General features: G+C 62.2%; 29 protein-coding genes. 18 read left to right on the top strand and 11 right to left on the bottom strand.

Annotation, left to right across the window (positions count from 1 at the left end; translation table 11 throughout):
• Positions 1-134: 134 nt before the first annotated feature.
• The 3 genes from dnaJ to ACODTZ_RS08020 form a co-directional block, all read right to left on the bottom strand.
• Positions 135-1,262 (bottom strand): molecular chaperone DnaJ, encoded by a 1,128-nt coding sequence (gene dnaJ / locus ACODTZ_RS08010; protein WP_018899266.1) that lies wholly within the window; start codon positions 1,260-1,262, stop codon positions 135-137.
• Positions 1,263-1,347: 85 nt separating this feature from the next.
• Positions 1,348-3,264 (bottom strand): molecular chaperone DnaK, encoded by a 1,917-nt coding sequence (dnaK, locus tag ACODTZ_RS08015; protein WP_489025058.1) that lies wholly within the window; start codon positions 3,262-3,264, stop codon positions 1,348-1,350.
• Positions 3,265-3,500: 236 nt separating this feature from the next.
• Positions 3,501-6,020: a transglycosylase domain-containing protein gene (locus tag ACODTZ_RS08020; RefSeq protein WP_489025059.1), complete on the bottom strand. Its 2,520-nt coding sequence runs from the start codon at positions 6,018-6,020 to the stop codon at positions 3,501-3,503.
• A gap of 305 nt (positions 6,021-6,325) precedes the next feature.
• Between ACODTZ_RS08020 and ACODTZ_RS08025 the strand changes: the two genes are divergently transcribed.
• Together ACODTZ_RS08025 and ACODTZ_RS08030 are read left to right on the top strand one after the other, a co-directional pair.
• A complete protein-coding gene (locus ACODTZ_RS08025) occupies positions 6,326-6,649 on the top strand; it encodes a GCG_CRPN prefix-to-repeats domain-containing protein (protein WP_413395307.1) in 324 nt (107 codons plus the stop codon).
• 196 nt (positions 6,650-6,845) lie between these two features.
• Entirely contained in the window at positions 6,846-7,028 is a 183-nt protein-coding gene (locus tag ACODTZ_RS08030) for a hypothetical protein (protein WP_477928823.1), read from the top strand.
• A 151-nt stretch (positions 7,029-7,179) separates the two neighbouring features.
• On the opposite strand, the gene ACODTZ_RS08035 is transcribed toward ACODTZ_RS08030, so the two are convergent.
• Together ACODTZ_RS08035 and ACODTZ_RS08040 are read right to left on the bottom strand one after the other, a co-directional pair.
• Positions 7,180-7,779: a transglutaminase-like cysteine peptidase gene (locus ACODTZ_RS08035; RefSeq protein ID WP_209232408.1), complete on the bottom strand. Its 600-nt coding sequence runs from the start codon at positions 7,777-7,779 to the stop codon at positions 7,180-7,182.
• Between the two features lie 238 nt (positions 7,780-8,017).
• The gene (locus ACODTZ_RS08040; protein ID WP_489025062.1) at positions 8,018-8,818 is read right to left on the bottom strand and encodes an alpha/beta hydrolase; all 801 of its coding nucleotides are present in this window, start codon (positions 8,816-8,818) and stop codon (positions 8,018-8,020) included.
• Positions 8,819-8,993: 175 nt separating this feature from the next.
• Between ACODTZ_RS08040 and infC the strand changes: the two genes are divergently transcribed.
• From infC to pheT, 8 genes are all read left to right on the top strand, one after another.
• Positions 8,994-9,530 carry a translation initiation factor IF-3 gene (gene infC, locus ACODTZ_RS08045; protein ID WP_037111403.1) on the top strand — a complete coding sequence of 179 codons (537 nt, stop codon included), beginning with the start codon at positions 8,994-8,996 and terminating at the stop codon, positions 9,528-9,530.
• A 356-nt stretch (positions 9,531-9,886) separates the two neighbouring features.
• On the top strand, positions 9,887-10,090 hold the full coding sequence (gene rpmI, locus ACODTZ_RS08050; RefSeq protein WP_007813308.1) for a 50S ribosomal protein L35: 204 nt from the start codon (positions 9,887-9,889) through the stop codon (positions 10,088-10,090).
• A gap of 38 nt (positions 10,091-10,128) precedes the next feature.
• Complete coding sequence (gene rplT / locus ACODTZ_RS08055; protein WP_018899276.1) at positions 10,129-10,533, top strand: 50S ribosomal protein L20; 405 nt, start codon at positions 10,129-10,131, stop codon at positions 10,531-10,533.
• A gap of 96 nt (positions 10,534-10,629) precedes the next feature.
• Positions 10,630-11,484 (top strand): BUD32 family EKC/KEOPS complex subunit, encoded by an 855-nt coding sequence (locus ACODTZ_RS08060; RefSeq protein ID WP_489025065.1) that lies wholly within the window; start codon positions 10,630-10,632, stop codon positions 11,482-11,484.
• A gap of 40 nt (positions 11,485-11,524) precedes the next feature.
• Positions 11,525-12,607, top strand: coding sequence for a phenylalanine--tRNA ligase subunit alpha (pheS, locus tag ACODTZ_RS08065; RefSeq protein WP_489025067.1), 1,083 nt, complete (start codon positions 11,525-11,527; stop codon positions 12,605-12,607).
• Between the two features lie 36 nt (positions 12,608-12,643).
• Positions 12,644-12,925, top strand: a complete 282-nt coding sequence (locus ACODTZ_RS08070) for a BrnT family toxin (RefSeq protein ID WP_112981655.1) — start codon at positions 12,644-12,646, stop codon at positions 12,923-12,925.
• Positions 12,876-13,484: a BrnA antitoxin family protein gene (locus ACODTZ_RS08075; protein WP_489025069.1), complete on the top strand. Its 609-nt coding sequence runs from the start codon at positions 12,876-12,878 to the stop codon at positions 13,482-13,484. The genes ACODTZ_RS08070 and ACODTZ_RS08075 overlap by 50 nt, the downstream gene beginning before the upstream one ends.
• 44 nt (positions 13,485-13,528) lie before the next feature.
• On the top strand, positions 13,529-15,964 hold the full coding sequence (pheT, locus tag ACODTZ_RS08080) for a phenylalanine--tRNA ligase subunit beta (protein ID WP_489025071.1): 2,436 nt from the start codon (positions 13,529-13,531) through the stop codon (positions 15,962-15,964).
• A gap of 219 nt (positions 15,965-16,183) precedes the next feature.
• On the opposite strand, the gene ACODTZ_RS08085 is transcribed toward pheT, so the two are convergent.
• The 3 genes from ACODTZ_RS08085 to ACODTZ_RS08095 all read right to left on the bottom strand — a co-directional run bounded on the left by ACODTZ_RS08085 (position 16,184) and on the right by ACODTZ_RS08095 (position 18,049).
• Positions 16,184-16,543, bottom strand: a complete 360-nt coding sequence (locus tag ACODTZ_RS08085) for a nuclear transport factor 2 family protein (protein WP_111563263.1) — start codon at positions 16,541-16,543, stop codon at positions 16,184-16,186.
• An 81-nt stretch (positions 16,544-16,624) separates the two neighbouring features.
• Positions 16,625-16,912 (bottom strand): hypothetical protein, encoded by a 288-nt coding sequence (locus tag ACODTZ_RS08090; RefSeq protein ID WP_018899281.1) that lies wholly within the window; start codon positions 16,910-16,912, stop codon positions 16,625-16,627.
• A 141-nt stretch (positions 16,913-17,053) separates the two neighbouring features.
• Positions 17,054-18,049 carry an aldo/keto reductase gene (locus ACODTZ_RS08095; protein WP_489025073.1) on the bottom strand — a complete coding sequence of 332 codons (996 nt, stop codon included), beginning with the start codon at positions 18,047-18,049 and terminating at the stop codon, positions 17,054-17,056.
• Positions 18,050-18,170: 121 nt separating this feature from the next.
• Here ACODTZ_RS08095 and ACODTZ_RS08100 point away from each other — a divergent pair, with 121 nt between their 5' ends.
• Complete coding sequence (locus tag ACODTZ_RS08100) at positions 18,171-19,061, top strand: LysR family transcriptional regulator (protein ID WP_489025075.1); 891 nt, start codon at positions 18,171-18,173, stop codon at positions 19,059-19,061.
• 42 nt (positions 19,062-19,103) lie between these two features.
• On the opposite strand, the gene ACODTZ_RS08105 is transcribed toward ACODTZ_RS08100, so the two are convergent.
• Positions 19,104-19,598, bottom strand: coding sequence for a YciE/YciF ferroxidase family protein (locus ACODTZ_RS08105; RefSeq protein ID WP_047506830.1), 495 nt, complete (start codon positions 19,596-19,598; stop codon positions 19,104-19,106).
• Between the two features lie 150 nt (positions 19,599-19,748).
• Here ACODTZ_RS08105 and ACODTZ_RS08110 point away from each other — a divergent pair, with 150 nt between their 5' ends.
• The 3 genes from ACODTZ_RS08110 (at position 19,749) to ACODTZ_RS08120 (ending at position 21,134) form a co-directional block, all read left to right on the top strand.
• Entirely contained in the window at positions 19,749-20,366 is a 618-nt protein-coding gene (locus ACODTZ_RS08110) for a hypothetical protein (RefSeq protein WP_489025077.1), read from the top strand.
• A 91-nt stretch (positions 20,367-20,457) separates the two neighbouring features.
• The gene (locus tag ACODTZ_RS08115) at positions 20,458-20,748 is read left to right on the top strand and encodes an AbrB/MazE/SpoVT family DNA-binding domain-containing protein (RefSeq protein ID WP_489025078.1); all 291 of its coding nucleotides are present in this window, start codon (positions 20,458-20,460) and stop codon (positions 20,746-20,748) included.
• Positions 20,745-21,134, top strand: coding sequence for a type II toxin-antitoxin system VapC family toxin (locus ACODTZ_RS08120; protein WP_489025080.1), 390 nt, complete (start codon positions 20,745-20,747; stop codon positions 21,132-21,134). Before ACODTZ_RS08115 ends, ACODTZ_RS08120 begins: the two co-directional genes overlap by 4 nt.
• 2 nt (positions 21,135-21,136) lie before the next feature.
• Here the strand turns inward: ACODTZ_RS08120 and ACODTZ_RS08125 are convergent, their stop codons facing one another.
• Positions 21,137-21,697, bottom strand: coding sequence for a methylated-DNA--[protein]-cysteine S-methyltransferase (locus ACODTZ_RS08125; protein ID WP_489025082.1), 561 nt, complete (start codon positions 21,695-21,697; stop codon positions 21,137-21,139).
• A gap of 109 nt (positions 21,698-21,806) precedes the next feature.
• The gene (locus ACODTZ_RS08130; RefSeq protein WP_489025084.1) at positions 21,807-23,036 is read right to left on the bottom strand and encodes a glycosyltransferase; all 1,230 of its coding nucleotides are present in this window, start codon (positions 23,034-23,036) and stop codon (positions 21,807-21,809) included.
• A gap of 123 nt (positions 23,037-23,159) precedes the next feature.
• Here ACODTZ_RS08130 and ACODTZ_RS08135 point away from each other — a divergent pair, with 123 nt between their 5' ends.
• Genes ACODTZ_RS08135 through ybaK form a run of 4 tightly spaced genes read left to right on the top strand, consistent with a single transcriptional unit; the run spans position 23,160 to position 25,744 of the window.
• Positions 23,160-23,777 carry a 2'-5' RNA ligase family protein gene (locus tag ACODTZ_RS08135; RefSeq protein WP_489025086.1) on the top strand — a complete coding sequence of 206 codons (618 nt, stop codon included), beginning with the start codon at positions 23,160-23,162 and terminating at the stop codon, positions 23,775-23,777.
• 44 nt (positions 23,778-23,821) lie between these two features.
• On the top strand, positions 23,822-24,901 hold the full coding sequence (locus ACODTZ_RS08140; RefSeq protein WP_489025088.1) for a M14 family zinc carboxypeptidase: 1,080 nt from the start codon (positions 23,822-23,824) through the stop codon (positions 24,899-24,901).
• A 14-nt stretch (positions 24,902-24,915) separates the two neighbouring features.
• A complete protein-coding gene (locus ACODTZ_RS08145) occupies positions 24,916-25,266 on the top strand; it encodes an ArsC family reductase (RefSeq protein WP_113010919.1) in 351 nt (116 codons plus the stop codon).
• 4 nt (positions 25,267-25,270) lie between these two features.
• Positions 25,271-25,744 (top strand): Cys-tRNA(Pro) deacylase, encoded by a 474-nt coding sequence (gene ybaK / locus ACODTZ_RS08150; RefSeq protein ID WP_489025090.1) that lies wholly within the window; start codon positions 25,271-25,273, stop codon positions 25,742-25,744.
• Positions 25,745-25,750 lie beyond the last annotated feature (6 nt).

The raw sequence follows: 25,750 nt of genomic DNA on the forward strand, positions 1-25,750 counted from the left end.
CATATCTAATAAAGGGACTGGCAATAGAATTGTCGAGTCTCTTCGTCCGCAAAAGATATGTTTATCCCTATGCAAAAATAGAAAAGCCCGGTTGCGAACAACCGGGCCCCTGAATTTTTACTAGGAATCTTAGATCAGCCCTCGAAGAATTCCTTCATGCGGGCGAAGAAGCCGGTCGATTCCGGATTGTTCTCCTTCGACGACAGCTCCTCGAACTCCTGCAGCAGCTCGCGCTGGCGCTTGGAGAGCTTCTGCGGGGTCTCGATCTGGATCTGGATGTAGAGATCGCCGGTCTGGCTGGAGCGCAGCACCGGCATGCCCTTGCCCTTCAGGCGGAACTGCTTGCCGGCCTGGGTTCCCTCGGGAACGGTGACGCGCGACTTGGTGCCGTCGAGTGTGGCCACATCGAAGGTGCCGCCAAGGGCAGCCGTCGTCATCGAGATCGGGATGGCGCAGTAGAGATCGGCTCCATCGCGCTGGTAGAACTCGTGCGGCTTGACCGACAGAAAGATATAGAGATCGCCCGCCGGGCCGCCACGCATGCCGGCCTCGCCCTCGCCCTGCAGGCGGATGCGGGTGCCGTCCTCGATACCGGCCGGGATGTTGACCGACAGCGAACGCTCTTCCGTGACGCGGCCCTGGCCGTGGCACTTGGTGCAGGGATCGGGAATGATCTGGCCGCGACCATGGCAGGTCGGGCAGGTGCGCTCGACGGAGAAGAAGCCCTGCGCGGCGCGCACGCGGCCGGAGCCCTGGCAGGTGCCGCAGGTCTTCGGCTGGGTGCCGGGCTTGGCGCCGGAGCCGGAACAGACGTCGCAGGTGATCGAGGTCGGAACCCTGATCTGCGCCGTCTTGCCGGAGAAGGATTCCTCCAGCGAAATTTCCATGTTGTAGCGAAGATCGGCGCCGCGTTCGCGACCGCCGGACGAGCGCTGCCTTGCGCGGCCGCCGCCCATCATCTCGCCGAAAATGTCCTCGAAGATATCGGAGAAGCCGCCGCCGGCGAAACCGCCGCCACCGCCGCCCATGCCGCCATGCTCGAAGGCCGCGTGACCATAGCGGTCATAGGCCGCGCGCTTCTGCGGGTCCTTCAGCGTCTCGTAGGCTTCGTTGATTTCCTTGAACTTCTGCTCGGCGGTATGATCATCGGGATTCTTGTCCGGATGGTATTTCATCGCCAGCTTGCGGAAAGCGCTCTTCAGCTCTTTTTCGTCAGCCGTCTTGGCGACACCCAGCGTTTCGTAAAAATCGGCTTTTGCCATTAAGGATCAGACCCCGGAAATGGATTTCCGGCTGCCATGGTGAGCAGCCGGAATGTCAGTTTCAAACGTGACCGTTGCGAGCCGCTTACGCGGACTTCTTGCGGTCGTCGTCCTTGACTTCTTCGTAGTCGGCATCGACGACATTGTCATCGCCGGCTTCGGCGGAAGCGTCTTCCGCGCCACCTTCAGCCTGCTGCGCTTCGTAGATCGCCTGACCGAGCTTCATGGAAACTTCCATGAGGGTCTGGGTCTTCGCCTTGATGTCCTCGGCGTCCGGCTCGGTTGCTTCGACAGAAGACTTCAGAGCGGCAATCGCGTCGGAGATCGCGGTGCGATCGGCCTCGGTGACCTTGTCGCCGTAATCCTTCAGCGACTTCTCGCTGGAGTGGATCAGGCTTTCGGCCTGGTTCTTGGCTTCAACGCCTTCGCGACGCTTCTTGTCGGCTTCAGCATTGGCTTCGGCGTCCTTGACCATCTTTTCGATGTCGGCGTCGGAGAGACCACCAGAGGCCTGGATGCGGATCTGCTGTTCCTTGCCGGTGCCCTTGTCCTTGGCCGAAACCTGCACGATGCCGTTGGCGTCGATATCGAAGGTGACTTCGATCTGCGGAACGCCACGTGGTGCCGGCGGCAGGCCAACGAGGTCGAACTGGCCGAGCAGCTTGTTGTCGGCAGCCATTTCGCGCTCGCCCTGCGAAACGCGGATGGTGACGGCGGACTGGTTGTCGTCGGCGGTCGAGAAGGTCTGGCTCTTCTTCGTCGGGATCGTGGTGTTACGCTCGATCAGACGGGTGAAGACGCCACCCAGCGTTTCGATGCCGAGAGACAGCGGGGTTACGTCGAGAAGCAGAACGTCCTTGACGTCGCCCTGGAGAACGCCGGCCTGGATGGCGGCGCCGAGAGCGACGACTTCATCCGGGTTTACGCCCTTGTGCGGCTCCTTGCCGAACAGCTGCTTGACGACTTCCTGCACCTTCGGCATGCGGCTCATGCCACCGACCAGAACGACTTCATCGATCTCGGCTGGCGTTACGCCGGCATCCTTGAGGGCTGCCTTGCACGGCGCGATGGTGCGCTGGACGAGATCGTCGACCAGGCTTTCGAGCTTGGCGCGGGTCAGCTTCAGCGTCAGGTGCTTCGGACCGGTTGCATCGGCCGTGATGAACGGCAGGTTGATTTCGGTCTGCTGCGACGAAGACAGTTCGATCTTGGCCTTTTCAGCAGCTTCCTTGAGGCGCTGCAGAGCAAGCTTGTCGCCCTTGAGGTCGATGCCGTTGTCCTTCTTGAACTCGGCAACGAGGTATTCGACGAGACGCATGTCGAAGTCTTCACCGCCGAGGAACGTATCGCCGTTGGTGGACTTCACTTCGAAGACGCCGTCGCCGATTTCGAGGATCGAGATATCGAAGGTACCGCCACCCAAGTCGTAAACGGCGATCGTCTTGCCGTCCTTCTTGTCGAGACCGTAGGCAAGCGCTGCCGCCGTCGGCTCGTTGATGATGCGCAGAACTTCGAGGCCAGCGATACGGCCGGCATCCTTGGTTGCCTGGCGCTGTGCGTCGTTGAAGTATGCGGGAACGGTGATGACGGCCTTTTCGACCTTTTCACCGAGGTAGGATTCAGCGGTTTCCTTCATCTTCTGAAGGATCATCGCGGAGATCTGGGCAGGCGAATAGCCGGTGCCGCGGGCCTTGACCCATGCGTCGCCGTTGTCGCCCTTGGTGATCTCGAAGGGAACGAGGCCCTTGTCCTTTTCAACCGTCGGATCGTCGTAGCGGCGGCCGATGAGGCGCTTCACTGCGAACAGCGTGTCCGTGGGGTTGGTGACTGCCTGGCGCTTGGCCGGCTGACCGACGAGGCGCTCGCCATCTTCGGAAAATGCAACGATCGAAGGCGTGGTGCGCGCACCTTCGGCGTTCTCGATGACCTTTGCGTCCTTGCCGTCCATGACAGCGACGCAGGAATTTGTCGTTCCAAGGTCGATACCAATTACTTTTGCCATGTCATTTACTCCTTGAAGCAAGCTGTCTGAACCCCGGGAAGGCATTTCGATGACAGCCCCTTACGGGATGGGTCTCTACGTTTGACGCAATCGTGATTGCGGTGATGCGGCGTATATAAGGACGGGTTTTCGCGACTGCAAGGCGGGAAATGTCCTGAAAACCAGCAAAAGAAGCCAACAGCAATTAATTTTCGCCGCGCGCCCGAAGGCACGTTTTTTGTTGCGCGGCAAAGCGTTTACTCACCCATGATCAGGTCGAGAAGCGTGGTGCGGCGCGGCTGGTACGGCTGGTGCTGCGGACCGCCCCCGACATCGCCCGGCGGTAGCGCATTTCCATAGCCATAACCCTCGTCCTGAGCGACGTCGGCAGGCGGTACCGGACCGCCATAAACCGGAGGCTGCTGCTGGCCGCCACGGCGCACCGGCGCCTGCGGATACTGGCTCCGCTGGTCGTTACCGCCGCCACCGAAGACGCCCGAAATGATGCTGCCGATGGTGCCCTGCTCCTCGACGGGCGGCTGCATGCCACCGGTCGATCCGGTCATGTTGCCATTCATGTCGTTGGGCATGCCGCCCTGCATGTTCGGCTGCATGTTCGGATCGTTGGATGCCATCGGCTGGCCGTTATCGATGGGTGCTGCCGGATTGACGAACTGGCCGTTGCCGAAGAGCGGCGCCGGCGACAGCCCCTTGTGTGCGGCGACCATGAATTCCTGCCAGGCCTTGGCGGGAAGACCACCACCGGTGACCTTCTTCATCGGCTTGCCGTCGTCATTGCCGAACCAGACGCCCGTCGTGAGATTGCTGGTGAAGCCGACGAAGAGGGCGTCGCGGGAGTTCTGCGTCGTTCCGCTCTTGCCGGCGACCTGCCAGCCGGGGATCTTCGCGGCCTTGCCCGTTCCCTGCTCGACGACGCCGATCATCATCGCGTTCATGTTGGCGGCGACCGCCTCGGAGAGAACGCGCGGCGGGTTGTCATAGGTGTTTTCGTAGAGAACCTTGCTGCCATCGGCCGTCGTCACGCGGCGGATGACATGCGGCGTCGCCTTGTAGCCGCCATTCATGAAGGCGGCATAGGCGCCCGTCAGTTCCGTCAGCGACACTTCCGAGGTGCCGAGCGCGATCGAGGCGTTCGACTGCAGCTCGCTCTCGATGCCGAGGCGGTGGGCGAGCTTGATGACCTGATCGGGGCCGTCATACATGACCAGCTGGGCGGCGACCGTGTTCAGCGATTTCGCGAGCGCTGTCGCCAGCGTCACCTCGCCATTATACTTCTTCTCGTAATTCTCCGGTGTCCAGTCGCCGATGCGGATGGGCGCGTCGTTGAAGACCGAGAACGGCGTCAGACCCTTTTCGAGTGCCGCGGCATAGACGAAAGGCTTGAAGGAGGATCCCGGCTGACGCTTGGCCTTGACCGCGCGGTTGAACTGGCTGTCGGCATAATCGCGACCGCCGACCAAAGCGCGGATCGCGCCGGTGCCGTCGATCGAGACGAGCGCTGCCTGCGAGGCATCGAGCTTGGCGCCGTCCTTGCCGAGCACGTCGTTGAGCGACTGTTCGGCGCGCTTTTCCAGCGTCTTGTCGATGGTGGTGTCGACGACGATGTCTTCCTTGACGTCGCCGATCAGCGCCGGAAGCTCGTCCATGACCATGTCGGCAACATAATGACCGGCTCCATCCCAGTAGCGCTTCGCCTTGGCGGGTGTCTGCGACATCGCGGTCTTGACCTCGTCGTCGGAGATCATGCCCTGGTCGCGCATGGCCTGCAGCACCACCTGGGCGCGGTCGTTGGCGGCCTGCGGATCACGCGCCGGCGACAGGCGCGACGGCGCCTTGACGAGACCGGCGAGCAGTGCCGCCTCGCCGAGGTTCACATCGCGCGCGGACTTGTTGAAATAGCGCCGCGAGGCAGCTTCCACACCATAGGCATTGGAGCCGAAGAAGACGCGGTTCAAGTACATCGCAAGGATCTGGTCCTTGGTGTATTTCTGCTCGAGCCAGAAGGACAGCAGCACTTCCTGGACTTTACGCTCTAAAGTGCGGTCGGGCGAGAGGAAGAGGTTCTTGGCGAGCTGCTGGGTCAGCGTCGAGCCGCCCTGGACCATGTGGCCCGAGGTCAGGTTGGTGACGAAGGCGCGGGCGAGGCCCATGGGATCGACGCCGAAATGCGAATAGAAGCGCCGGTCCTCGATGGCGACGATCGCTTCGGGGATATAAGGCGACATGTCTTCCAGCGCCAAGGCTTCGCCGCCGGTGGCGCCGCGATTGGCGATCACGCTGCCGTCGACAGAGGTGATCTTGACGTTGGGCGGACGGGCGGGGATTTCCCAGCTGCTGGCGCTCGGCATGCGCGAGCCGTAGTAGACGACCAGACCGGTTACCCCGATGCCCGCCCAGATGCCGAGCACGATGCACCAGTAGACCATGCGGCGGATGAGGCCGAAGAAGCCGAGCCCCTCGCGCGCCGGCCGCCGGCGCTTACCGCCATTACCACCACCACCGCCATTGCGGCGGCGCGGCGGCTCACGGTAGCGCGGTTCGTCGTCGTAATCATCTTCATAGCGGGCGGAATCGGGTTCGCGCCTTGCAGGCGGTTCGCGGCGTGGGGCGGACTTCTGCGCCGTGCGCTTGACGGGGCGTCCGCCGCCGGCGACGCGGTCATCGGCGCCGAGCGCGAAATCATCGCCATCGTCGCGGCGCTCGCGCCCGCTGAAGGATGGTTCGATTCTATCGCCTGATCTGCCCCTGCCTGCCATTTACGCCCGCTGAACCTCGCTTCAATCGCAAACCGAGGTTTGCCCCAACCCGCAATCCACCGGCTTCAAGCCCGATGGTTGCGGCGACCGCATCACGCTGGCCGCATCTTTACCCGGTTGAACTTTAAATGCGGCGATTTAAGGGGGAGTTAAGACCTCGTTAGCCAAAGGCAAACGCTTTTGAACACAGTGTTTTTACCCTGCGTCGCTTGCCGCAATAATGCCTTTGTTGGTTCAGCTCCCGTTCACCAGAACGGCCCTCTAATCCACGTGCAAGGGACTTGCATAAGGAATGAGGTGCAGAGATGCGCAAGACAATTATCGCGATCGCGATCGCACTGACCGGGCTTACTGCCACGGTTGCCGAAGCCATGCCGATGGGTGCCGTTCAGAGCGGCGTAAACAACAATGTCGTCAAGGTCGACTACGCCTGCGGCCGTGGCTTCCACGTCACCCCCTGGGGCGATTGCCGCCCGAACTGGCGCCGCCCGCCGCCACCGCGCTACGAACGCCGCTACCAACGCGACTACGGCTGGGGCCACCGCCCGCCGCCGCGCTATGGCTGGCGCTATGAACGCGGCCATCGCCCGCCGCCATGGGCACGCGACGGCTACGGCTATCGCTACTGAGCGACCAAACGATCGCACTGACCACTCGAAAGGCCCGCCATCGCGGGCCTTTTTCGTATACGCGGGCCTTTGGCAAAGGCAGGCGAGCTGCGCTGTTTTGTCATGGCTGCCATTTGTTGCCTTTGTCATAAATCTGACATATGTCGCGGCGATTGCGCCTCTTATTCGCGCATCCAGCGCATCAAACAGGCAGACAATGAGCATCCATTCGGCAACAGCAGACGATTTCAGCCCCAGGGAGATCTGGAGTGTGCATGATTTCGCGCGCCGTCATCGGCTGTCGAAGATGGAGGAGAGCCGCCTGAAGATGCTGCACGGCCCCTATGCCTCGATGCGCGACCTGATGGCATCCGGCAAAAATACAGCTTCCGGCTGGTGACGCGGAACCATTTCCGCTTTCGCTCATTTCTACCCAAGCGAGGCAACACGCCTCGCGGCAGATCGGCCGTCTCCCCTCAACACGAGCCGATCGAATTCAGGCCCGGCGTCTCTCAGGAGCGTCGGGCTTTTCGTTGGGGAAGATCTGAAATCTATTTCAGCGCGCCGACCAGAACGTCGCGGCCATTCTCGATGGTGACCCAGCGGCCGGCATTGGCGCTCGACTGGCGCTTGATGAAGGAATAGGGCGTGTCGAACCAGGGCTTCACGGTGGAGGCCAGGTTGTCGAGGACGAAATCGCCCTTGGTGGTGCGCAGCGTCAGGATCGCGTGACCCTCGCCGTCAGGCTTGCGCACGACGGTCATCAGCAGATTGGCGGCGGAGAAGCCGCGCTGGATCAGGATGCGGCGCTTCAAAAGCGCATAGTCCTCGCAGTCGCCGGCGGTCGTCGGATAAGCCCAGACTTCTTCCTTGCCGTAGACTTCCATATCGGTCATCGGGATGATCGTGGTGTTGACGCTTGAATTGACCGAGCGGACGAGAGCCCACTTGGCGTCGGTCATCTCCATGGCGGCGACGTTGCGGTTTGCGCCACATTCTTCGCGATGCGACTGGCAAAACTCGTAATGGCCGATCGGCTGCGAGGTGGTGGCGCCGACGACCATCGAAAGAGTGTTGGTCGATGCCGGCGTAGCCGAGGTCGACATTGCAAACATGGCCATCATGGCCACCAGGAAACCCTTGATCCGCACGCCCACTGTCCCTTGCATCGCCCTTGATTTATTAACAAAAAGTTAACGGAGACGGCTGCTTGGAGTCAATCACTACTTCTGAGGAGGGGGTGAGAAGCGGTCAATATGGTTAAAATGCGTTAGGATTTGGCACAAGGCAGGGCGCTACGCGCGCTCACCGCGCGCAGCAGTTTATTGCCAACTCATTGAAACGAATTTATATTTTCAGGCCGTGCGGCTGCGGTGTGGCGTCAGCGTCCTAGCGGATCAGCGATTTTACCGCCGCAAGCATGCGCTCGATGTCCTGTGGACGCGACAGGCGGTGGTCGCCATCACGAATAAATGTCAGCACCACATCGTCGGCGGGAAGGTGCTCGATCAGCGTCATCGCATGCGTATAGGGCACGTCGGGATCCTTCATGCCCTGCAGGATGTGAACCGGGCATCCGGTCTCGATCATTCCGGTCAGAACCCGATTGTCGCGGCCGTCCTCGATCAGCGCGCGGGTGTAGATATTGGGCTCGGGGCTGTACTCCGAATGCTCCTCGAAGAAGCCGCGCTCGGCAAGCGATGTCTTCTCTTTCTCGGTGAGGTTCGGCTCGATCAGGACCTCGGTGAAATCCGGCGCCGGCGCGATCAGCACCATTCCTTCCAGCTTTGGTGCGCCGGCTTTGGCTGCCAGCTCCTGCGCCAGCCGGAGCGCGATCCAGCCGCCCATCGACGAGCCCACGACCACGATGCGTTCGGGATTGAGATGAAGGACGACGGCCATCGCCTCCTCGAGCCAGCGCGAAATCGTGCCGTCGCGGAATTCGCCGCCCGAGATCCCGTGACCGGAATAATCTAGGCGGATGCAGGCAAGCCCGGTCTCTTCAGCCATCCGGTCGAGCTCCACGGCCTTGCTGCCGCTCATGTCCGAGCGGTATCCGGATAGCCAGACCAGCGTCGGCCCCGTTTTGTCGCCGGCAGCCGGGCGGGCGATATAGGCGATCTCTCGCGCCGCCAGCCCCTCGCCGACGGTCAGAAATTGGTGCTGAGGGGCGATATTGGCGTCGGACATGGCGAAACTCCTTTGTTTCGGCCTATAAAACAGATTCTTGACAGGCTGACAGCAGGTGATTTTTCCGCTAAAGCGTGCTAATGACTTCGTTGCAGCGATGGCGAAACACGGTCGTCTTCCTTATATAGAGGCGATCCGCTGCAGCAATCCGAAACAACGCGAGGAGAATACGACCATTCGCAGACCGTTTAAGAACGACGCGCCCGTAAAGGATGGGCCGCGCTCGAACAGGGAAATTCGCATTCCCAAAGTTCAGCTGATCGACGCTGAAGGACAGAATTTGGGCGTCGTGGCGACCGACCAGGCCCTGAGAATGGCTGAAGAAGCCGGACTCGACCTCGTTGAGATTTCCCCCAACGCCGAACCGCCTGTGTGCAAGATCCTCGATCTGGGCAAGCTGAAATACGCCAACCAGAAGAAGGCCGCCGAGGCGCGCAAGAAGCAGAAAATCGTCGAAGTCAAAGAAATCAAGATGCGTCCGAACATCGACACGCATGACTATGACGTGAAGATGAAGGCGATGGGCCGCTTCTTCGAAGAAGGCGACAAGGTCAAGGTGACCCTGAAGTTCCGCGGCCGCGAAATGGCCCACCAGGAACTCGGCATGAAGCTCCTGCAGCAGGTCAAGGCCGACACGCTGGAGTTCGCCAAGGTCGAAGCCGAGCCCAAGCTCGAAGGTCGCCAGATGATGATGGTGCTCGCGCCCAAATAAGGCGCGTCGCCACCGTTCGTATCAAAGCCGTCCGCGAGGGCGGCTTTTGTATTTCTGCCCTGGTACAAAGGGCGATCGGCGCCCGAGGAGCGGGGGGCGAAGCGGCTCTGGAAGATTCCTTCCTCGCCCCGTTGCACTTTCATGACACTGCGGTTATAAGCGCGCGTCCGAACTGACCGGCAGGGCATGCCGTGGCAGTTTCGAATGCTTGCGGCACGGTTCGTCACCGTGACCGCAGATCAACAACAAACGCTCCCGCACTTGTTGCGACGACCGGGCAACCGGGCATCGCGAGAAGGCTTCTTTTGAAGCCGTCTCTTTAGGCCAAGTGGGGGGATCAGAAACGGAGTAGCAAAATGCCCAAGATGAAGACGAAGTCCTCCGCCAAGAAGCGGTTCAAGATCACCGCGACCGGCAAGGTCAAGGCTGCAGCCGCTGGCAAGCGCCATGGCATGATCAAGCGTTCCAACAAGTTCATTCGCGATGCACGTGGCACCATGGTTCTGGCAGAACCGGATGGCCGCAAGGTCGTGAAGAATTACCTGCCGAACGGTCTCTAAGACTATTCCGCGAACGTATAGATTAAGGAGATCATGAAATGGCACGTGTAAAGAGAGGCGTTACCGCCCACGCCAAGCACAAGAAGGTTCTGAAGCAGGCCAAGGGCTTCTACGGCCGCCGCAAGAACACCATCCGCGCCGCCAAGGCTGCTGTCGATCGTTCGAAGCAGTACGCTTACCGCGACCGCAAGATCAACAAGCGTAACTTCCGCGCACTCTGGATCCAGCGTATCAACGCTGCTGTCCGCGAATTCGGCCTGACCTACGGCCGCTTCATCGACGGCCTGAACAAGGCTGGCATCGAAGTTGACCGTAAGGTTCTCTCCGACATGGCGATCCATGAGCCGGAAGCATTCGGTGCGCTCGTTGCTGCCTCCAAGAAGGCACTCGAGTACCTGAAGGACGCTGGCACGAAGAACGAGTTTGAAGCAGCCGTCAACTAAGCCGGCGCTATTCGAACCTTCGCTTCGATGATTTGAAACCCGCGCTGGCAAGGCTTGCGCGGGTTTCTTCGTTTTACCGGGATAGGGACGCCTGAAGTGGCGAACGATCAAGATTTGGCCAACGATCTGAGACACCCGACGACGGATCGCGACCTGCTTGCCGAAGGCGGGCTGGGCGAGGAGGACGTTCCGGTTCTGCTCGCGGCATTGCTGCGCGGCTCCAAGCGCGTCGAGCGTGTCGCGCTCTCCAGCGGTGCGGTCTGGATCAAGCGCTATGGCACCGAACGCGCCTCGCGCTGGATGGTGCTGCAGCGCATGCTCGCCAATCTCATCCGCGCCCCCTTCCTGCGTCCGTCGCCGCTTCTGGCCGACGAGGGCATGGCGGCGCGCGAGATCCGCCGCATCGCCCAGTTTTCAGCCCAAGACGTGCCGACAGCCCGCGTCATCTATTCCTCGGGTGCTGCCGTCGTCTTCAGCGATGCCGGCGAGACCGTCGATCGCCAGCTCTATCACGTGCTGAACAACGATCCGGTCGCCCACGACAACATGCTCGTCCATTGCGCCGGCGAACTCGGACGGCTGCATGCAAAGGGGCTGTGCCATGGCCGCCCTTATCCGCGCGACATGTTCCTGAAGGACGGCCGCGTCGGCTTCATGGATTTCGAGGAAGAGCCCGACCGGGTGATGCCGCTTGAGGTCGCCCAAGCGCGCGATATCTGGCTGCTCTTTTTGCAGGTCGCCACACGCGCCAAGCTTGGCGGCGAAACCCACGACCGGGCCTACAAGGCCTGGGCCGAGGTGGCGCCACCGGCAGCCGTTGCCGAACTGCGCAAGCTTACCGGCTTCCTCGGCGGCTTTTTGTCGGCTGCCCGGTTGATTGGCCGCGTACACATGGGTAGTGATCTGCGACGTTTCATCGTGGCGACCAGCTATCTGAAGCATGTTTCGTGAAGTGTCCCTCAAAGACTGGACGCCCTGAAGGCAGGAAAAGATGACCGAACTCGCAACCCTGGAAAAGCAACTCCTGTCCGATGTCGCGGCCGCCGCCGATGAACCGGCGATCGAAGCCGTGCGCGTCGCAGCCCTCGGCAAAAAGGGGTCGGTCTCCGAACTCCTGAAGACGCTGGGCTCGATGACCCCTGAAGAGCGCCAGACGCGTGGTGCTGCGATCAACGCGCTGAAGACTGTGGTGACCGATGCGATCAACGCCCGCAAGGCCGATCTCAAGAAGGCGGCGATCGATGCGCGCCTGAAGGCCGAGACGGTCGACGTCTCGCTCCCCGTCCGCTCCTCGCCCGCCGAGCGTGGCCGCATCCACCCGATCAGCCAGATCGTCGACGAGATCACCGCGATCTTCGCCGACATGGGCTTCTCGATCGCCGAAGGTCCCGATGTCGAGACCGACTATTATAACTTCACGGCGCTGAATTTCCCCGAGGGCCATCCGGCCCGCGAGATGCACGACACCTTCTTCTTCAATCCGGATGAGAACGGCGAGCGCAAGGTGCTGCGCACGCACACCTCGCCGGTGCAGGTGCGCACCATGGAAGCGCAGAAGCCGCCGATCCGCATCATCATCCCCGGCAAGACCTATCGCCAGGACTCGGACGCGACGCACTCGCCGATGTTCCACCAGGTCGAGGGCCTCGTCGTCGACAAGAAGGCCAATGTCGCCAACATCCGCTGGGTGCTGGAAGAGTTCTGCAAGACCTTCTTCGAGGTCGACAGCGTCACCATGCGCTTCCGCCCGTCCTTCTTCCCTTTCACGGAGCCGTCCTTCGAGGTCGACATCCAGTGCGACCGCTCCGGCCCGATCGTCAAGTTCGGCGAAGGCACCGACTGGATGGAGATTTTGGGCTGCGGCATGGTGCACCCGAACGTGCTGCGCGCGGGCGGCCTCGATCCCAACGAGTACCAGGGCTTTGCCTGGGGCATGGGCCTCGACCGCATCGCCATGCTGAAATACGGCATGCCCGACCTGCGCGACTTCTTCAACGCCGACGTCCGCTGGATGACCCACTACGGCTTCCGCCCACTCGACATGCCGACGCTGTTCGGCGGGTTGAGCAGCTGAGTTTATTGTGGCCACAAATAACTGAGTGTGCTAGGAATGGAGCTGGAGTGGGACGAAGATAAACGTCAGATAACCCTCCAGCACCGAGGACTGGATTTCGCCGACGTCGAACGCTTCGATCCCGACAGTATCGTCACGGTACCGGACCTCAGAGCAGACTATGGAGAGGATCGTTTCAACTCCTATGGACGGCTTGATGGCACACTCTGCTGTTTCTGCTGGACGCCGAGAGAGGGCCGGGTTCGAGTTATATCGCTGAGGAAGATGAATGACCGCGAACAGAAGATTTACGAAGAGCGACGGGGCGGCGAACGGTAGTTCGCTTCCGACGCTCGACGATGTCCGAAAGGGTCTGATCTCACTCGACGACTATGAGATCGCCCACGGCGAGGATGCGCCCGCTTTCGGTGACGCCGGAGATGCAGCGATCCTGTCGCTGCAGGAAACGCCGGCACTCGACGCTGTCTTGGAGAAGGCGCGTGGCAAGCGCGGTCCGCAAAAGGCGCCTGTGAAGGAACGCATCGGTTTGCGCCTCGACAAGGACGTGGTCGATTACTTCCGCAGGATGGGACCCGGCTGGCAAGGCCGCATCAATGACGCGCTGCATGCGCTGGGTCCGGCTGACGACGAAAAACGCCCGGTGGCCGCCCGCTGCGACGACGAGTTCCTCTATGTCGTGCTGGCGGATGGCAGGCAGATCAGGACGCCGCTCTGGTGGTATCCCTTCCTGGTCGCGGCACCCGCCGAAGTGCGCGCCAAGGTCGAACTGCAATTTTCCGGCGTCTGGTGGCCGGGTCTGGACGAAGGCGTCTCCGTCAAGGGGCTGCTTCTCGGCTGGAAAGCCCCCGGCGCCAGGGCGCCTGGTCGCGCAGCCTGAACAATCTGAACTTTTTCGATGATATTTGAGACGAGAACAACACAATGAAATTCACGCTTTCCTGGCTCAAGGATCATCTTGAGACCGACGCCACACTGGATGAAATCTGCAAGCGGCTGACCGAGATCGGCCTTGAGGTCGAGGATGTCGACGACAAGGCGGCCTACAAGCCCTTCGTCATCGCCCGCGTGCTTTCGGCTGAAAAGCATCCGGAAGCGGACCGTTTGAAGGTTCTGTCGGTCGATGCCGGTCCCGATATCAACGGCGGCAAGCCGCTGCAGATCGTCTGCGGTGCGCCGAACGCGCGCGCCGGCCTCGTCGGCGCGCTGGCGCGGCCGGGCGATTATGTGCCGGGTATCGATGTCACGCTCGGCGTCGGTAAGATCCGCGGTGTCGAAAGCCACGGCATGATGTGCTCCGAAAAGGAGCTCAACATGTCCGACAGCCATGACGGCATCATCGACCTGCCCGAGGATGCGCCGGTCGGCACCTCTTTCGCCGCCTACGCCCATCTCGACGATCCCATGATCGAGATCAACCTGACGCCGAACCGTCCGGATTGCACCTCGATCTACGGCATCGCCCGCGATCTGGCCGCTTCCGGCCTTGGCACGCTGAAGACGCGCCCCGCGCCGTCGTTTGCCGTCGAAGGCGAAACGCCGGTCAAGCTGACGCTCGATCTTGATGACGACAAGCTCTGCCCGGGCTTCGGCCTGCGCCTGGTGCGCGGCGTCAAGAACGGCCCGAGCCCGAAGTGGGTGCAGCAGCGCCTGACGGCGATCGGTCTGCGTCCGATCAACGCGCTCGTCGACATCACCAACTACATGACCTTCGACCAGGGTCGCCCGATGCACGTCTTCGACGCCGCCAAGGTGAAGGGCAACCTCACCGTTCGCCGCGCCAAGGATGGCGAGACGGTGCTGGCGCTCGACCAGCGTGAATACAAGCTGGGCCCGAACAACGTCGTCATCGCCGACGAAAGCGGCATCGAGTCGATCGGCGGCATCATGGGCGGCGAGCATTCCGGTTGCGATGAAAACACCACCGACGTGCTGATCGAATCGGCGCTCTGGGACCCGATGAACATCGCCAAGTCGGGCCGTGGTCTCGGCATCATCACCGATGCCCGCTACCGTTTCGAGCGCGGCGTCGACCCGGAATACATGGTCCCCGGCCTCGAGCGCACCACCGAGCTGGTGCTCGAATTCTGCGGCGGCACGGCGGCCAAGGCCGAGATCGTCGGCTACAAGGGCTACGAGCCCAAGATCGTCGACTTCCCCTTCTCGGAAGTGAAGCGTCTCACGGGCCTCGAAGTTTCGACCGAAGAGAGCGTCGAGATCCTGACGCGCCTCGGCTTCAAGGTCACCGGTTCCGGAGAACGCGTCTCGGTCGCCGTTCCCTCCTGGCGTCCCGATGTTGATGGCAAGGCCGATCTCGTCGAAGAGGTCATGCGCATCCATGGCGTCGACAACATCAAGCCGGCGCCGCTGGAAAGCCACACCGAGGTCAACGGCCGCATCCTGACGACGCTGCAGATCCGCACCCGCACCGCCAAGCGCGCGCTTGCCTCGCGCGGCATGCTGGAAGCCGTCACCTGGTCCTTCATTTCGGAAGATCAGGCGAAGCTCTTCGGCGGTGGTTCGCCGGCTCTGAAGCTCGCGAACCCGATCGCAGCCGAAATGTCCGACATGCGCCCCTCGCTGCTGCCGGGTCTGCTCACGGCTGCCCAGCGCAATGCCGACAAGGGCTATGGTGACGTCGCGATCTTCGAAGTCTCCGGCACCTATGAGAACGACAGGCCGGAAGGCCAGCGCCGCGTTGCCGGCGGCATCCGTCGCGGCACCGCCTCGATGGCGGGCTCCGGCCGCATGTGGTCGAATGCATCCAAGGGCGGCGGCAAGCCGGTCGACGTCTTCGACGCCAAGGCCGATGCGCTTGCCGTGATAGAGGCCTGCGGCCTGCCGATGACCAACATCCAGGTCGAGCAGGGCGGTCCCGAATGGTACCACCCCGGCCGCTCCGGCACCATCAAGATGGGCCCGAAGGTCGTGCTCGGCTATTTCGGCGAGTTCCACCCCTCGACGCTTGAGGCGCTCGATGTCTCCGGCGCGCTCGCGGGCTTCGAGGTCTATCTCGACGTCATGCCCGAGCCGAAGAAGAAGGCGACCCGCACCAAGCCGGCGCTGGAGCTCTCGCAGTTCCAGGCCGTCAAGCGCGACTTCGCCTTCGTCGTCGACAAGGCGGTCGAGGCCGGCGCCATCATCAAGGCCGCGACCGGCGCCGACCGCAAGCTGGTCGCCGGCGTGAATGTCTTCGATATCTTCGAGGGCGCCTCTGTCGGCGAGGGCAAGAAGTCGGTTGCTATCGAGGTGCAGATCCAGCCGGTCGAGCGCACGCTGACCGACGAGGATTTCGAGGCCCTGACGCAGAAGATCGTCGCCAGCGTCACCAAGGTCACCGGCGGCGTCTTGCGCGGCTGATGAAATCGGCGGGTCGATCTGCCTCAGCGGTCGCCCCCAACGCTCCCTCATCCTCGCCCTCGTGGCGGGGATCCAGCCGACGCGCGTCGGTGCGGCGGAGAGACTCTTTTTCTGACATGAAGAACGGTCATTCACGGCGCGGACGCGCCGTGGCTGGATTCCTGTCACATCGCAAGGGCGAAGCCTGGGCACAGGAATGAGGAGAGGGAATGACCCCCATCAATCGTGTAGATAATAAACCTTATTCACGATCGTCCACCGCCCGTCGATCTTCAGCATCGAGAGATAGTCGGTGAAGCGCATGCCGGCGAAGTCGTCGCTGACCTTGACGCTCGCGGCATCGCCGATGACATCAAGGGTCTGGATGTCCATGTGCGGCTGCGTGCCTGGCGGGGCCGAGCCCTCGGCCACGATGGCGGCGATGAACTCGTCGCGGGTCGACCACTCGACCGCGCTCTCGTAATGCCCGATGACTGCGCATTTTGGATGAAACGCCTTGCGCAGCGCCGCCTCGTTGGCGAAGGTCATGCCTTCGACATAGAGATGCACGACTGCCTCTATCGCCTGCCGGTCCGTCATGGTCCGTACCTCGATCGTGTCGATGGTGAAGTATAGCGCGGAGCACGCAACGCGCAAAGTCGTTGCGGGACTGTGCCTGCTTTAATGGGTGGATGGGTAGAGCGTGGCCAGGGCGGTGCCGATCAGTTCCTCGGCATAGGCCTGCGCGGTCGATGAGGCGTTGTCGGACAGACCCATCTCGTCGCATTTGTTGCCGACAGCCTCGCGGATGAGGTGCAGGATACCCCGCCCCATCTTCCCGCCATCCTCGCCGGATGTGTCCAGAACCAGCGCCAGCGAGGTCATCGCCACCACTTCAAGCACGAGCATGCGTCCTCTTATGTCGGACAGGCCTGGATCGGCCGGCCCTTTGTCCTTGGCATCAGGCATGGGGTTCCCTTCCTTGCAATGGAAAGTTTACCTAGTGCTAATATGCAGGGGGAGAAGACCCAAAGTTGAACAAAACGAAATCTCTTTCTTGATCTCAGGTTGGGCCGCCCCGGGGCACTGCACCGGGGCGGCTATCGCTCATCAGAGATTGGTCATAGCCAGCGACGCCTCGGAGTAGCGCTTGCCGGCGATCGCATCGAGCGGCATGATCTCGCCGAGCTCGGCGAGTTCCTTGGCCGACAGCGCGATATCGGCGGCGGCCGCGTTCTGCTCGAGATGGTTGACCTTGCGGGCGCCGGGGATCGGCACGATGTCCTCGCCCTGATGCAGAACCCAGGCGAGCGCCAGCTGCGCCGTGGTCACGCCCTTGTCTTTCGCCAGCGCCTCGAGCTTGGCCACAAGGGCGGCATTGGCATCAAAATTGTCCGCCTGGAAGCGTGGCAGCTGGCTGCGGAAATCGTCGGCGCCAAGATCCTCAGGCTTGCGGATCGCCCCTGTTAGGAAGCCGCGGCCGAGCGGGCTGTATGGCACGAAGCCGATCTTGAGCTCCCGGCAGGTGGCAAGCACGTCATGCTCCGGATCGCGCGACCAGAGCGAATATTCGCTCTGCACGGCCGCAATCGGATGCACCGCATGCGCCCGACGGATCGTGGCGCTTCCGGCCTCGGACAAGCCCAGCGCCCGCACCTTGCCCTCGCGCACCAGCTCGGCCATGGCGCCGACCGTCTCCTCGATCGGCACGTTGGGATCGACGCGGTGCTGGTAATAGAGGTCGATGACATCGGTGCCGAGCCGCTTCAGCGACGCTTCCGCCACGCGCTTCACATTCTCCGGCCGGCTGTCGACGCCCGTCAGCGCCGCCGCGCCGGATTTCGAAGGGTCGAACTTGAAGCCGAACTTGGTGGCGATGACGACGCGGTCGCGCACCGCCTTCAAGGCGCGGCCGAGCAGCTGCTCGTTGGTGTAGGGGCCGTACATTTCGGCCGTGTCGAAGAAGGTGATGCCGAGATCGACGGCGCGGTGAAGTGTGCGGATCGATTCATTCTCGTCGCTGGCGCCATAGGCGAAACTCATGCCCATGCAGCCGAGGCCGACGGCGGAGACTTCAAGGTCCTGTCCGAGTGTGCGGGTTTTCATGTCTGGCTCCCTTCGAGCAAATAGTGAGGCCGCTATTGAGCGGCACGAGGCAAACCTAGCGCGCCGGGAGCTTTCAAAAAATACGTGCAATACGGCACAGGCTGTTCTAACAAATAGATCAATGAACAGGACCCAGCTCGCCCAACTCGCCGTTCTCGCCACTGTCGCCGAACACCGCAGCTTCCGCGCCGCCGCCAAGGAGCTGGAGATTGCTCCCTCGGCCGTCAGCCACGCCGTCTCCAGCCTCGAGGAGAGCCTGGGCATCCGCCTTCTGGCGCGCACGACGCGCAGCGTGGCGCCGACGGAGGAGGGGAGATTGCTTCTGCAGCGGTTGAAGCCGGCGCTGGACGAGATCGGCATCGCGCTCGAAGCCGTCAGCGAGGCGGGTGGGCGCCCGGCCGGCACGCTGCGGGTGACCGCACCGCGCTTCGCCTCAGACATCCTGCTCGCGCCCCGCCTCGGCGAATTCCTCAACCGCTATCCCGATATCACGCTCGAAATCGCCAACGAGGACGGCTTCATCGACATCGTCCGCGAGGGCTTCGACGCCGGCATCCGGCTGGAAGAGAGCCTCGAGGCCGACATGATCGCGGTGCGCGCCTCGCCGAACCTCACGACCGTGATCGCCGCTTCGCCAGACTATTTCAAACGCCACCCCAAGCCGCTGCATCCCTCCGACCTCGTCGACCACCGCTGCATCAAGCGACGCTTCACCAATGGCACGATCTACCGCTGGGAGTTCGAGAAGGACGGCCGCGAACTGGTGGTTCCCGTGGATGGCCCGCTGATCGTCAGCGAAGACAGGCTGGCGCTGATCGCGGCGCTGAACGGCGTCGGCCTCGCCTATCTCTTCGACCTGCGCGTCGAACACGAGCTTGCAAGCGGCAAACTGGTGCGGGTGCTGGAGGATTGGTGCGCACCCTATCCGGGTCCCTTCATTTACTATCCAAGCCGCCGCCAGATGCGCCCGGCCTTGCGCGCCTTCATCGATTTCTTCCGTTATACGGGCTGAGGCGGGAGCGGCCGATCATGGCGCTCCCGCCTGCGCCGCCGGTCAGGCCGCGGCCTTCTGGTTGGCCGCCGAGGTTGCGAGCTTCGACAAGGTCTTGTCGGTTGCGGCTTCTTCCTGCAGCGTCTGGTCGAGCAGCGTCACCACGTCCTTCTTGCCGAGCGTCTGCGCCCAGGTCTTCAGCGTCCCGTAGCGGGCCATCTCGTAATGCTCGACGGCCTGCGCCGAGGAGATCAGCCCGGCATCGATAGCCGGCGAACCCTTGAATTCCTCGATGATCTCCTCGCCTTCCGCGATGATCCCCTGGATCGCCTCGCAGGTCTTGCCCTGCGCCCGCTTGCCGATCAACTCGAACACCTGCTGCAGCCGGTCGACATGGCCTTCCGTCTGTTCCTTGTGCGTCATGAATCCGGCTTTCAGCTCTTCCGATTGCGCGGCGCGCGCCATCTTCGGCAGCGCCTTGAGGATCTGCTTTTCCGCGTAGTAGATGTCCTTCAGCGTATCGTAGAACAGATCGTCGAGGTTCTTTTCCTTTGCCATGTCCCTTGTCCTTTGTCCCTGGCTCGTGGAAGCCGCGTCATGCGGCTTCGCAAGGAGAAGCTGGACGAAGGCTAATGGTTCCGATCATTTCGGGTGGCGATTTGCGGCGGATGCTGCAAACTTGCCGCCAGCAGGGCAGGGAGGTCGCTTATGAAAAAGCCGGGATCGATGAAAGCATTGGAGGATCTGGGCCGGGCGCGGCTGTCGAAGAATTTCTTCCTGCGCGATTTCCTGCACTCGGAGATCGCCGATTTCTATCGCATCCCGAATATCCCCGACGATCCCGATCTGGCTATCGAGACAGGAAAGAGGCTCTGCGAGGAGCTGCTGGAACCCTTGCAGGAAACCTTCGGCCGCCTGCACATCCGCTCCGGCTACCGCTCGCCCGAGGTCAATCGCTTCGGCAACCAGAACAAGCTCAACTGCTCCACCAACGCCGCAACAGCCGCTCACCACATCTGGGACATGCGCGATGCCGATGGTTACATGGGTGCCGCGGCCTGCGTCGTCGTTCCCTGGGTGGTCGATCGCTATCACGCGCTCGAAGACTGGCAGCGGCTCGCCTGGTGGATCCACGACCATCTGCCCTACGCCTCGCTCTGCTTCTTCCCGAAATTATGGGCCTTCAACATCCAGTGGCACGAGCGCCCGCGCCGGGTGATCCAGAGCTACGTCAGCCCGCGCGGCATCTTGACCAAGCCGGGGATGGAGAATTGGGAGGGCGGGCATTCTGAATGGTACGTGGGGTTTCCGCCGCTCGGCAGTTGATCCGCTAGCGGATGTGGCCGTGAAGGGCGAAGCTTGAAGGCAAAGGCGAGACGGATTACCTTACATTCGTCGTACCTCAGGAATTCAAGCCATGGCGCAGAGCGAAACCCTGATCACCACTGTCTCGACCAAGGGGCAGGTCATTCTTCCCAAGGCAATCCGCCAACGGCGCGATTGGGAAGCCGGCACGCGTCTGATCGTTGAGGAAACGCCAGAGGGCGTCCTGCTCAAGCAGGCTCCGGCATTTGCGCCGACCCCGCAGGGCTCGGCGTTCGGCATCTTGGCATACAAGGGCGAGCCCAAGACGCTGGAAGAGATGGACGCTGGCGTGGCGGCCGAGGCAAAGGCTCGATATGCGCGCAGTCGCGATCCGGAAACATGATCGCTGTCGATACGAACCTTATCGTACGGTACATAGCGGGTGACCATCCTGAGCAATCGCTCCGGGCTCGAGAGATTATCGATACTGAGAGCGTTTTCGTTGCCGCCACTGTCGTGATGGAGGTCGCCTGGGTTCTCAGGACAACGTTCGGCTTTTCTCGAATGGACATCGTGAACTCGCTGCGCATCTTCGCAGGCATGCCGAGTGTGACGATCGAAGACGCAGACTTGGTGGCCGCCGCATTCGATCTCGTTGAAAAAGGCATGGATTTTGCGGATGCGCTGCATCTGCTTCGCGTCCAGCATTGCGACGCCTTGGTCACGTTCGATCGCAAGTTCATCAAGGCGGCACACGCCGCGGGCCACGCGTTCGTTCGCGAACCCTGACCTCAAAACAACGACTGCTGCACCGGCTTCGGCGGCGCGACCTTCACGCCCTCCAACTCCAGCATCCTTGCCTTCGACACCGAGCCGCCCGGCGCCGAGAAGCCGCCGATCTTGTTGCCGGCGGCGAGAACGCGGTGGCAGGGGATGATGAGCGCGATGGGGTTCTTGGCCATGGCCTGGCCGACATCGCGGGCGGCTTCGGGGCCGTGGCCGAGCTCCTTGGCGAGCGCGCCGTAGGTGGTGGTTTGGCCCCAGCGCAGGCGGCGGGCGGCGGCGTAGATGTCGCGGAAGAAATCGTCCTGGCCGGCGAGATCGAGCGCGAGATCGGAGAAGTCGATCGGCTCACCGGCGAAGTAGCGTTGTACGGCGGCGATGGCTTCCGCAATGTCAGGCGTCGGCGTTGCCGGCTCGGCATCGGGGACGCGGCGGAGCAGCAGGCGTTCGGTTCCATCAGCGCTTGATGTCGGCAGCTGGAAGCGGGTGATGCCGATGGCGTTCCATGCGATGCCGCAGAAACCGCCCGCGGTTTCGAAGATGGCGTAATGCTGAGCTTGTTGGGCCATGGGTCTCGCCTCCCGATACTGAAGCTGCGGCCGTATGATCGGCCTCACCCGAAAATCGTACCTGACGGCTACGAATTCAACCCGTTTCTTGCGCGTCGGGAATTTGCGATCAGCCGCGTGCCTGGCGGGGGGCGGCCTCGTCTTGCGCAGGCTTGGCCAGATCCGGGCGCAGCTTGGCGAAGACGGCGTCGAAGCCGGCGGCGATCTTTGGCGGCTCGTAGCGACGTGCTGCCTCAAGGGCTGCGCGCGACAGCGCGGGGATGGCCTCGGGCTTGGCCGCCATGGAGGCGATCTCGGCGGCGAGCGCCTTGTCGTCGCCGGGATCGAAGAGATAGCCGTCTTTGCCGGGATCGATCGATTCAGGAATGCCGCCGGAGCGGGCGCCGATGACGGGGACGCCTTGCGCGAAAGCCTCGATCACCACGCGGCCGAAGGGCTCGCGAAAGAGCGAGGGGACGACGAGAACGTCGATCTGAGGGAAGAAATCCTCGGGCTTGGTCCAGCCGAGGAACTTCGTATTCTCGCCCGGAAACTTCTGCGGCAGCGACTTCGAATAATCGCTCTTGGCGCTGCCGGCGATGACGAAGCGGACATTGTGGTCGTTGACGAGCCTATGGGCGGCGCGGGCGAGCGTATCGAGGCCCTTCACCGGATCATGCACGCCGATGAAGCCGAAGCGCATCGGCCCTTCCGGCGGCTTGCGCGGCTCGCTGCGGGCAATCGGCGGAACGGCGCCGGGGACGCGGTGGGTGCTGGCATTGGGGAAATAATCATGCTCGGTGTGGCGGCCGATGATGAAATCGGTCTCGCCGATCACGGCATCGACATAGCGCGAGAAGAATTTCTTGCCGTAGGAGGAGACTTGGCAGGAGGAGCAGGCGCGCACGCAATTGTCGTCGCCGCGCCGCATGCTGGCCTTCCAGCAGAGCAGAAAGGCGCTGCGAAGGATATGGCAAACCGGCACGCCTGAGCGCTTGGCGGCCGCCCAGGTGGCGACGTTGATGTTTTCGATGCTGTCGGTCACCACGATATCCGGCTTGAACCGGCGGATTTCGCGGCGCATGACGAGATAAGCGCGCGGATTGAAATTCTCCAGCGCGTGCCAGATCAGCTTCTTCCAGCCTGGCCGGGGAAGCCGGTAATTCCAGTCGATATTGAGCGTCTTCAGGCGGTGCACGGGCACGCCGTCATAGACCTCGTGCTTGTCCTCGCCCGAGACGTTGACGACTTCCAGCTCGTGGCCTGCCGCGATCAAGAGCTTGGCGACCATCATCGCCGAAATCGGGCCGCCGCCATCGATAAAGGGCGGAAAGGCCGCGCAGGCCATCAGGATACGCATCTACAGTCTCCCGGCATCGATCTTAAATGTTCTTCTTTTGTTCTTGATTTCCTCAATTCACCTGATACCATCCCTGCGTTCCCTGGATAGACAGAGGCGGGGCGGATGCTCCGGTGGTTGGTCATGCACGAACAGAACACGCAATCGTCCTTCGATTTCGCAAGCCGCACGATGCACCCGAAATCGTCAAGATTTGGCAAAGAAACCCTGTTTTTCGCGATCCTGCCGGATCCCGACGCGCGCCAGGCCTGCCTGGAGATACAGGCGCGCCTGCAGAGGGAGCATGACGGGCTTCTCTCACCGATGGCGCCCGAGCGGCTGCACGTCTCGCTCTATGGCGTTGCGAGCGCCGAGAAGATCAAGGACGAGATGATCTTCGCGGCTTGCCAGGCAGCATCTGAAGTCGATGCCTGCCGTTTCGATCTCAGCTTCGATCATGTCGCAACATTCAGGACGGCGTCGCGCAACGCCATCGTGCTCTCGGGCAATGGCGGTCGGGAACTTCTGCGACAGTTGCATATCCAGATCGGTATCGAGATGCATGCGATCGGCTGCGACCCGCATGTGAAAGCCGATTTCCAGCCGCATGCGACGCTGTTTTACGCCGACGAGACGGTGGCAAAGACCGCGCTTGCGACGCCTGTTGTCATGCCCGCGCGGGAGTTCGTGCTTCTGCACAAACGGCCGGGTGAGCCGAACTACGAGCATGTGGAAAGCTGGCCGCTCAGCGAACGCGGCTGACACCTTGCCTCATGTATCGGAACGCGCTTAAAGCTGCTGCAGCAATGACAGCAGCAGCGGAGACGAAAATGGATAGGTCCGAGATCATCATTTCAGGCGATACGGCGGGAATGGAGTGGCGGCTGCCGGTGCTGCGCTTCAAGGGTAGCGACCCGAAGGCGCCGAAGATCTATATCCAGGCGGCGCTGCATGCCAACGAGCTGCCGGGCACGGCGCTGGTGCATTTCCTCTGCGAGAAACTGCGCATGGCCGAAAGCGCCGGCGAAATCCTGAGCGACATCACAATTGTTCCGCATGCCAACCCAATTGGCGCGGCGCAATCGCATTTTGGCGAGCTGCAGGGCCGGTTCGATCTTGGGACGCGCACCAATTTCAACCGCGAGTTCCCGCTGATCTCGGTCAACGATCGCGACGGCCTGGTGGCCGAGCTCGACCGCTACAATGCCGTCGACCGGTTGAAGCGGCAGCTGATGCATATGGCGCTGGAAGCGGACCTGGTGATCGACCTGCATTGCGACGATGAATCGCTGCAATATGCCTATATCGACGAGGCCTTCTGGCCGGAGGCGGCCGATCTTGCCGCAGCGCTCGACATGGAGGCGGTGCTCTTGTCGGATGGCGAAAGCTCGGCCTTTGAAGAGGCGATCGGCTATGCCTGGAAGCACGAAACGCAAGAGAAGAAGACGCGGCTGCCCGGCAAGCTATCGGTCACCGTCGAGCTTCGCGGCATGCGCGACGTCTATCCTGAGATGGCAAAGAAGGATGCCGAGGGGCTGTTCAACTTCCTCGCTGCACGCGGCGCCATCGCTCATCAGGTTACGCTTGCGCCCTTCACCGGCCCTGCCGTGCCGCTCGACAATATCGAGATGATCCGCGCGCCTGAGGCCGGCACCGTGCTCTTCCATCGCAATATCGGCGAGGAGATCAAGGAAGGCGAGCTGCTGGCGACCATCCTCACCCGGCCCGGCATGGCCGATGGCGCGATCGAAGTGCGTGCGCCGCAGGCGGGTCTGATCGTCACCCGCACCTCGTCGCGTCTGGTGCGCCGCCGCGCCGACCTGATGAAGATCGCCTGCGGGGCGGCCAGCAAGGTTGTGCGCAAGCCGGGCGCTCTTGAGAATTGATTGGGAAGAACCGAATGACCGTCACCATCTATGGCATCAAGAACTGCGACACGATGAAGAAGGCCCGCACCTGGCTGGAAGAGCACGACGTCGCCTATGATTTTCACGACTACAAGGCTTCAGGCATCGACCGGGCGCATCTGGAAAAGTGGACGCAGGAAGCCGGCTGGGAAACGGTGCTCAACCGCGCCGGCACGACCTTCCGCAAACTGCCGGATGATGCCCGCGAAAACCTCGACCGCGAGAAGGCGATCGCGCTGATGCTGGAGCAGCCGTCGATGATCAAGCGGCCTGTTGTCGAGGCTGACGGCAAGCTTCTGGTCGGCTTCAAGCCGGAGATCTATGGCGGGTTCTTCAAGGGCTGATCAAATGTCGAAGACGACGCGGGCAACGCAGGTTCTGGAGAAGGCGAAGGTTGCTTTCACCGTCCACACCTATGAGTACGATCCAAACGCCGAGCGCATCGGGCTGCAGGCGGCCGAAGCGATCGGCGAGGAGCCGCACCGCGTGTTGAAGACGCTGATGGCCGAGGTGGACGGCAAAGCGGTCTGCGTCGTCGTCCCCTCCGATCGCGAGGTCAGCATGAAAAAGCTCGCCGCTGCCTTCAAGGGCAAGTCGGCCAACATGATGAAGCCGGCGGATGCCGAGCGCCTGACCGGCTATCACGTGGGCGGCATCAGCCCCTTCGGCCAGAAGAAACTCGTGCCGACGGCGATCGAGGAAGCAGCGATGGGCGAAGCGCTCGTCTACATGAATGGCGGGCAGCGCGGATTGCAGGTGCGGCTTGATCCGAAGGATGCGCTCGCAGTGTTGAAGGCAACGGCCGCGGCGCTGGTGGCGTGAGCGAGT

This window comes from Rhizobium sp. FG113 (genome assembly GCF_057809895.1).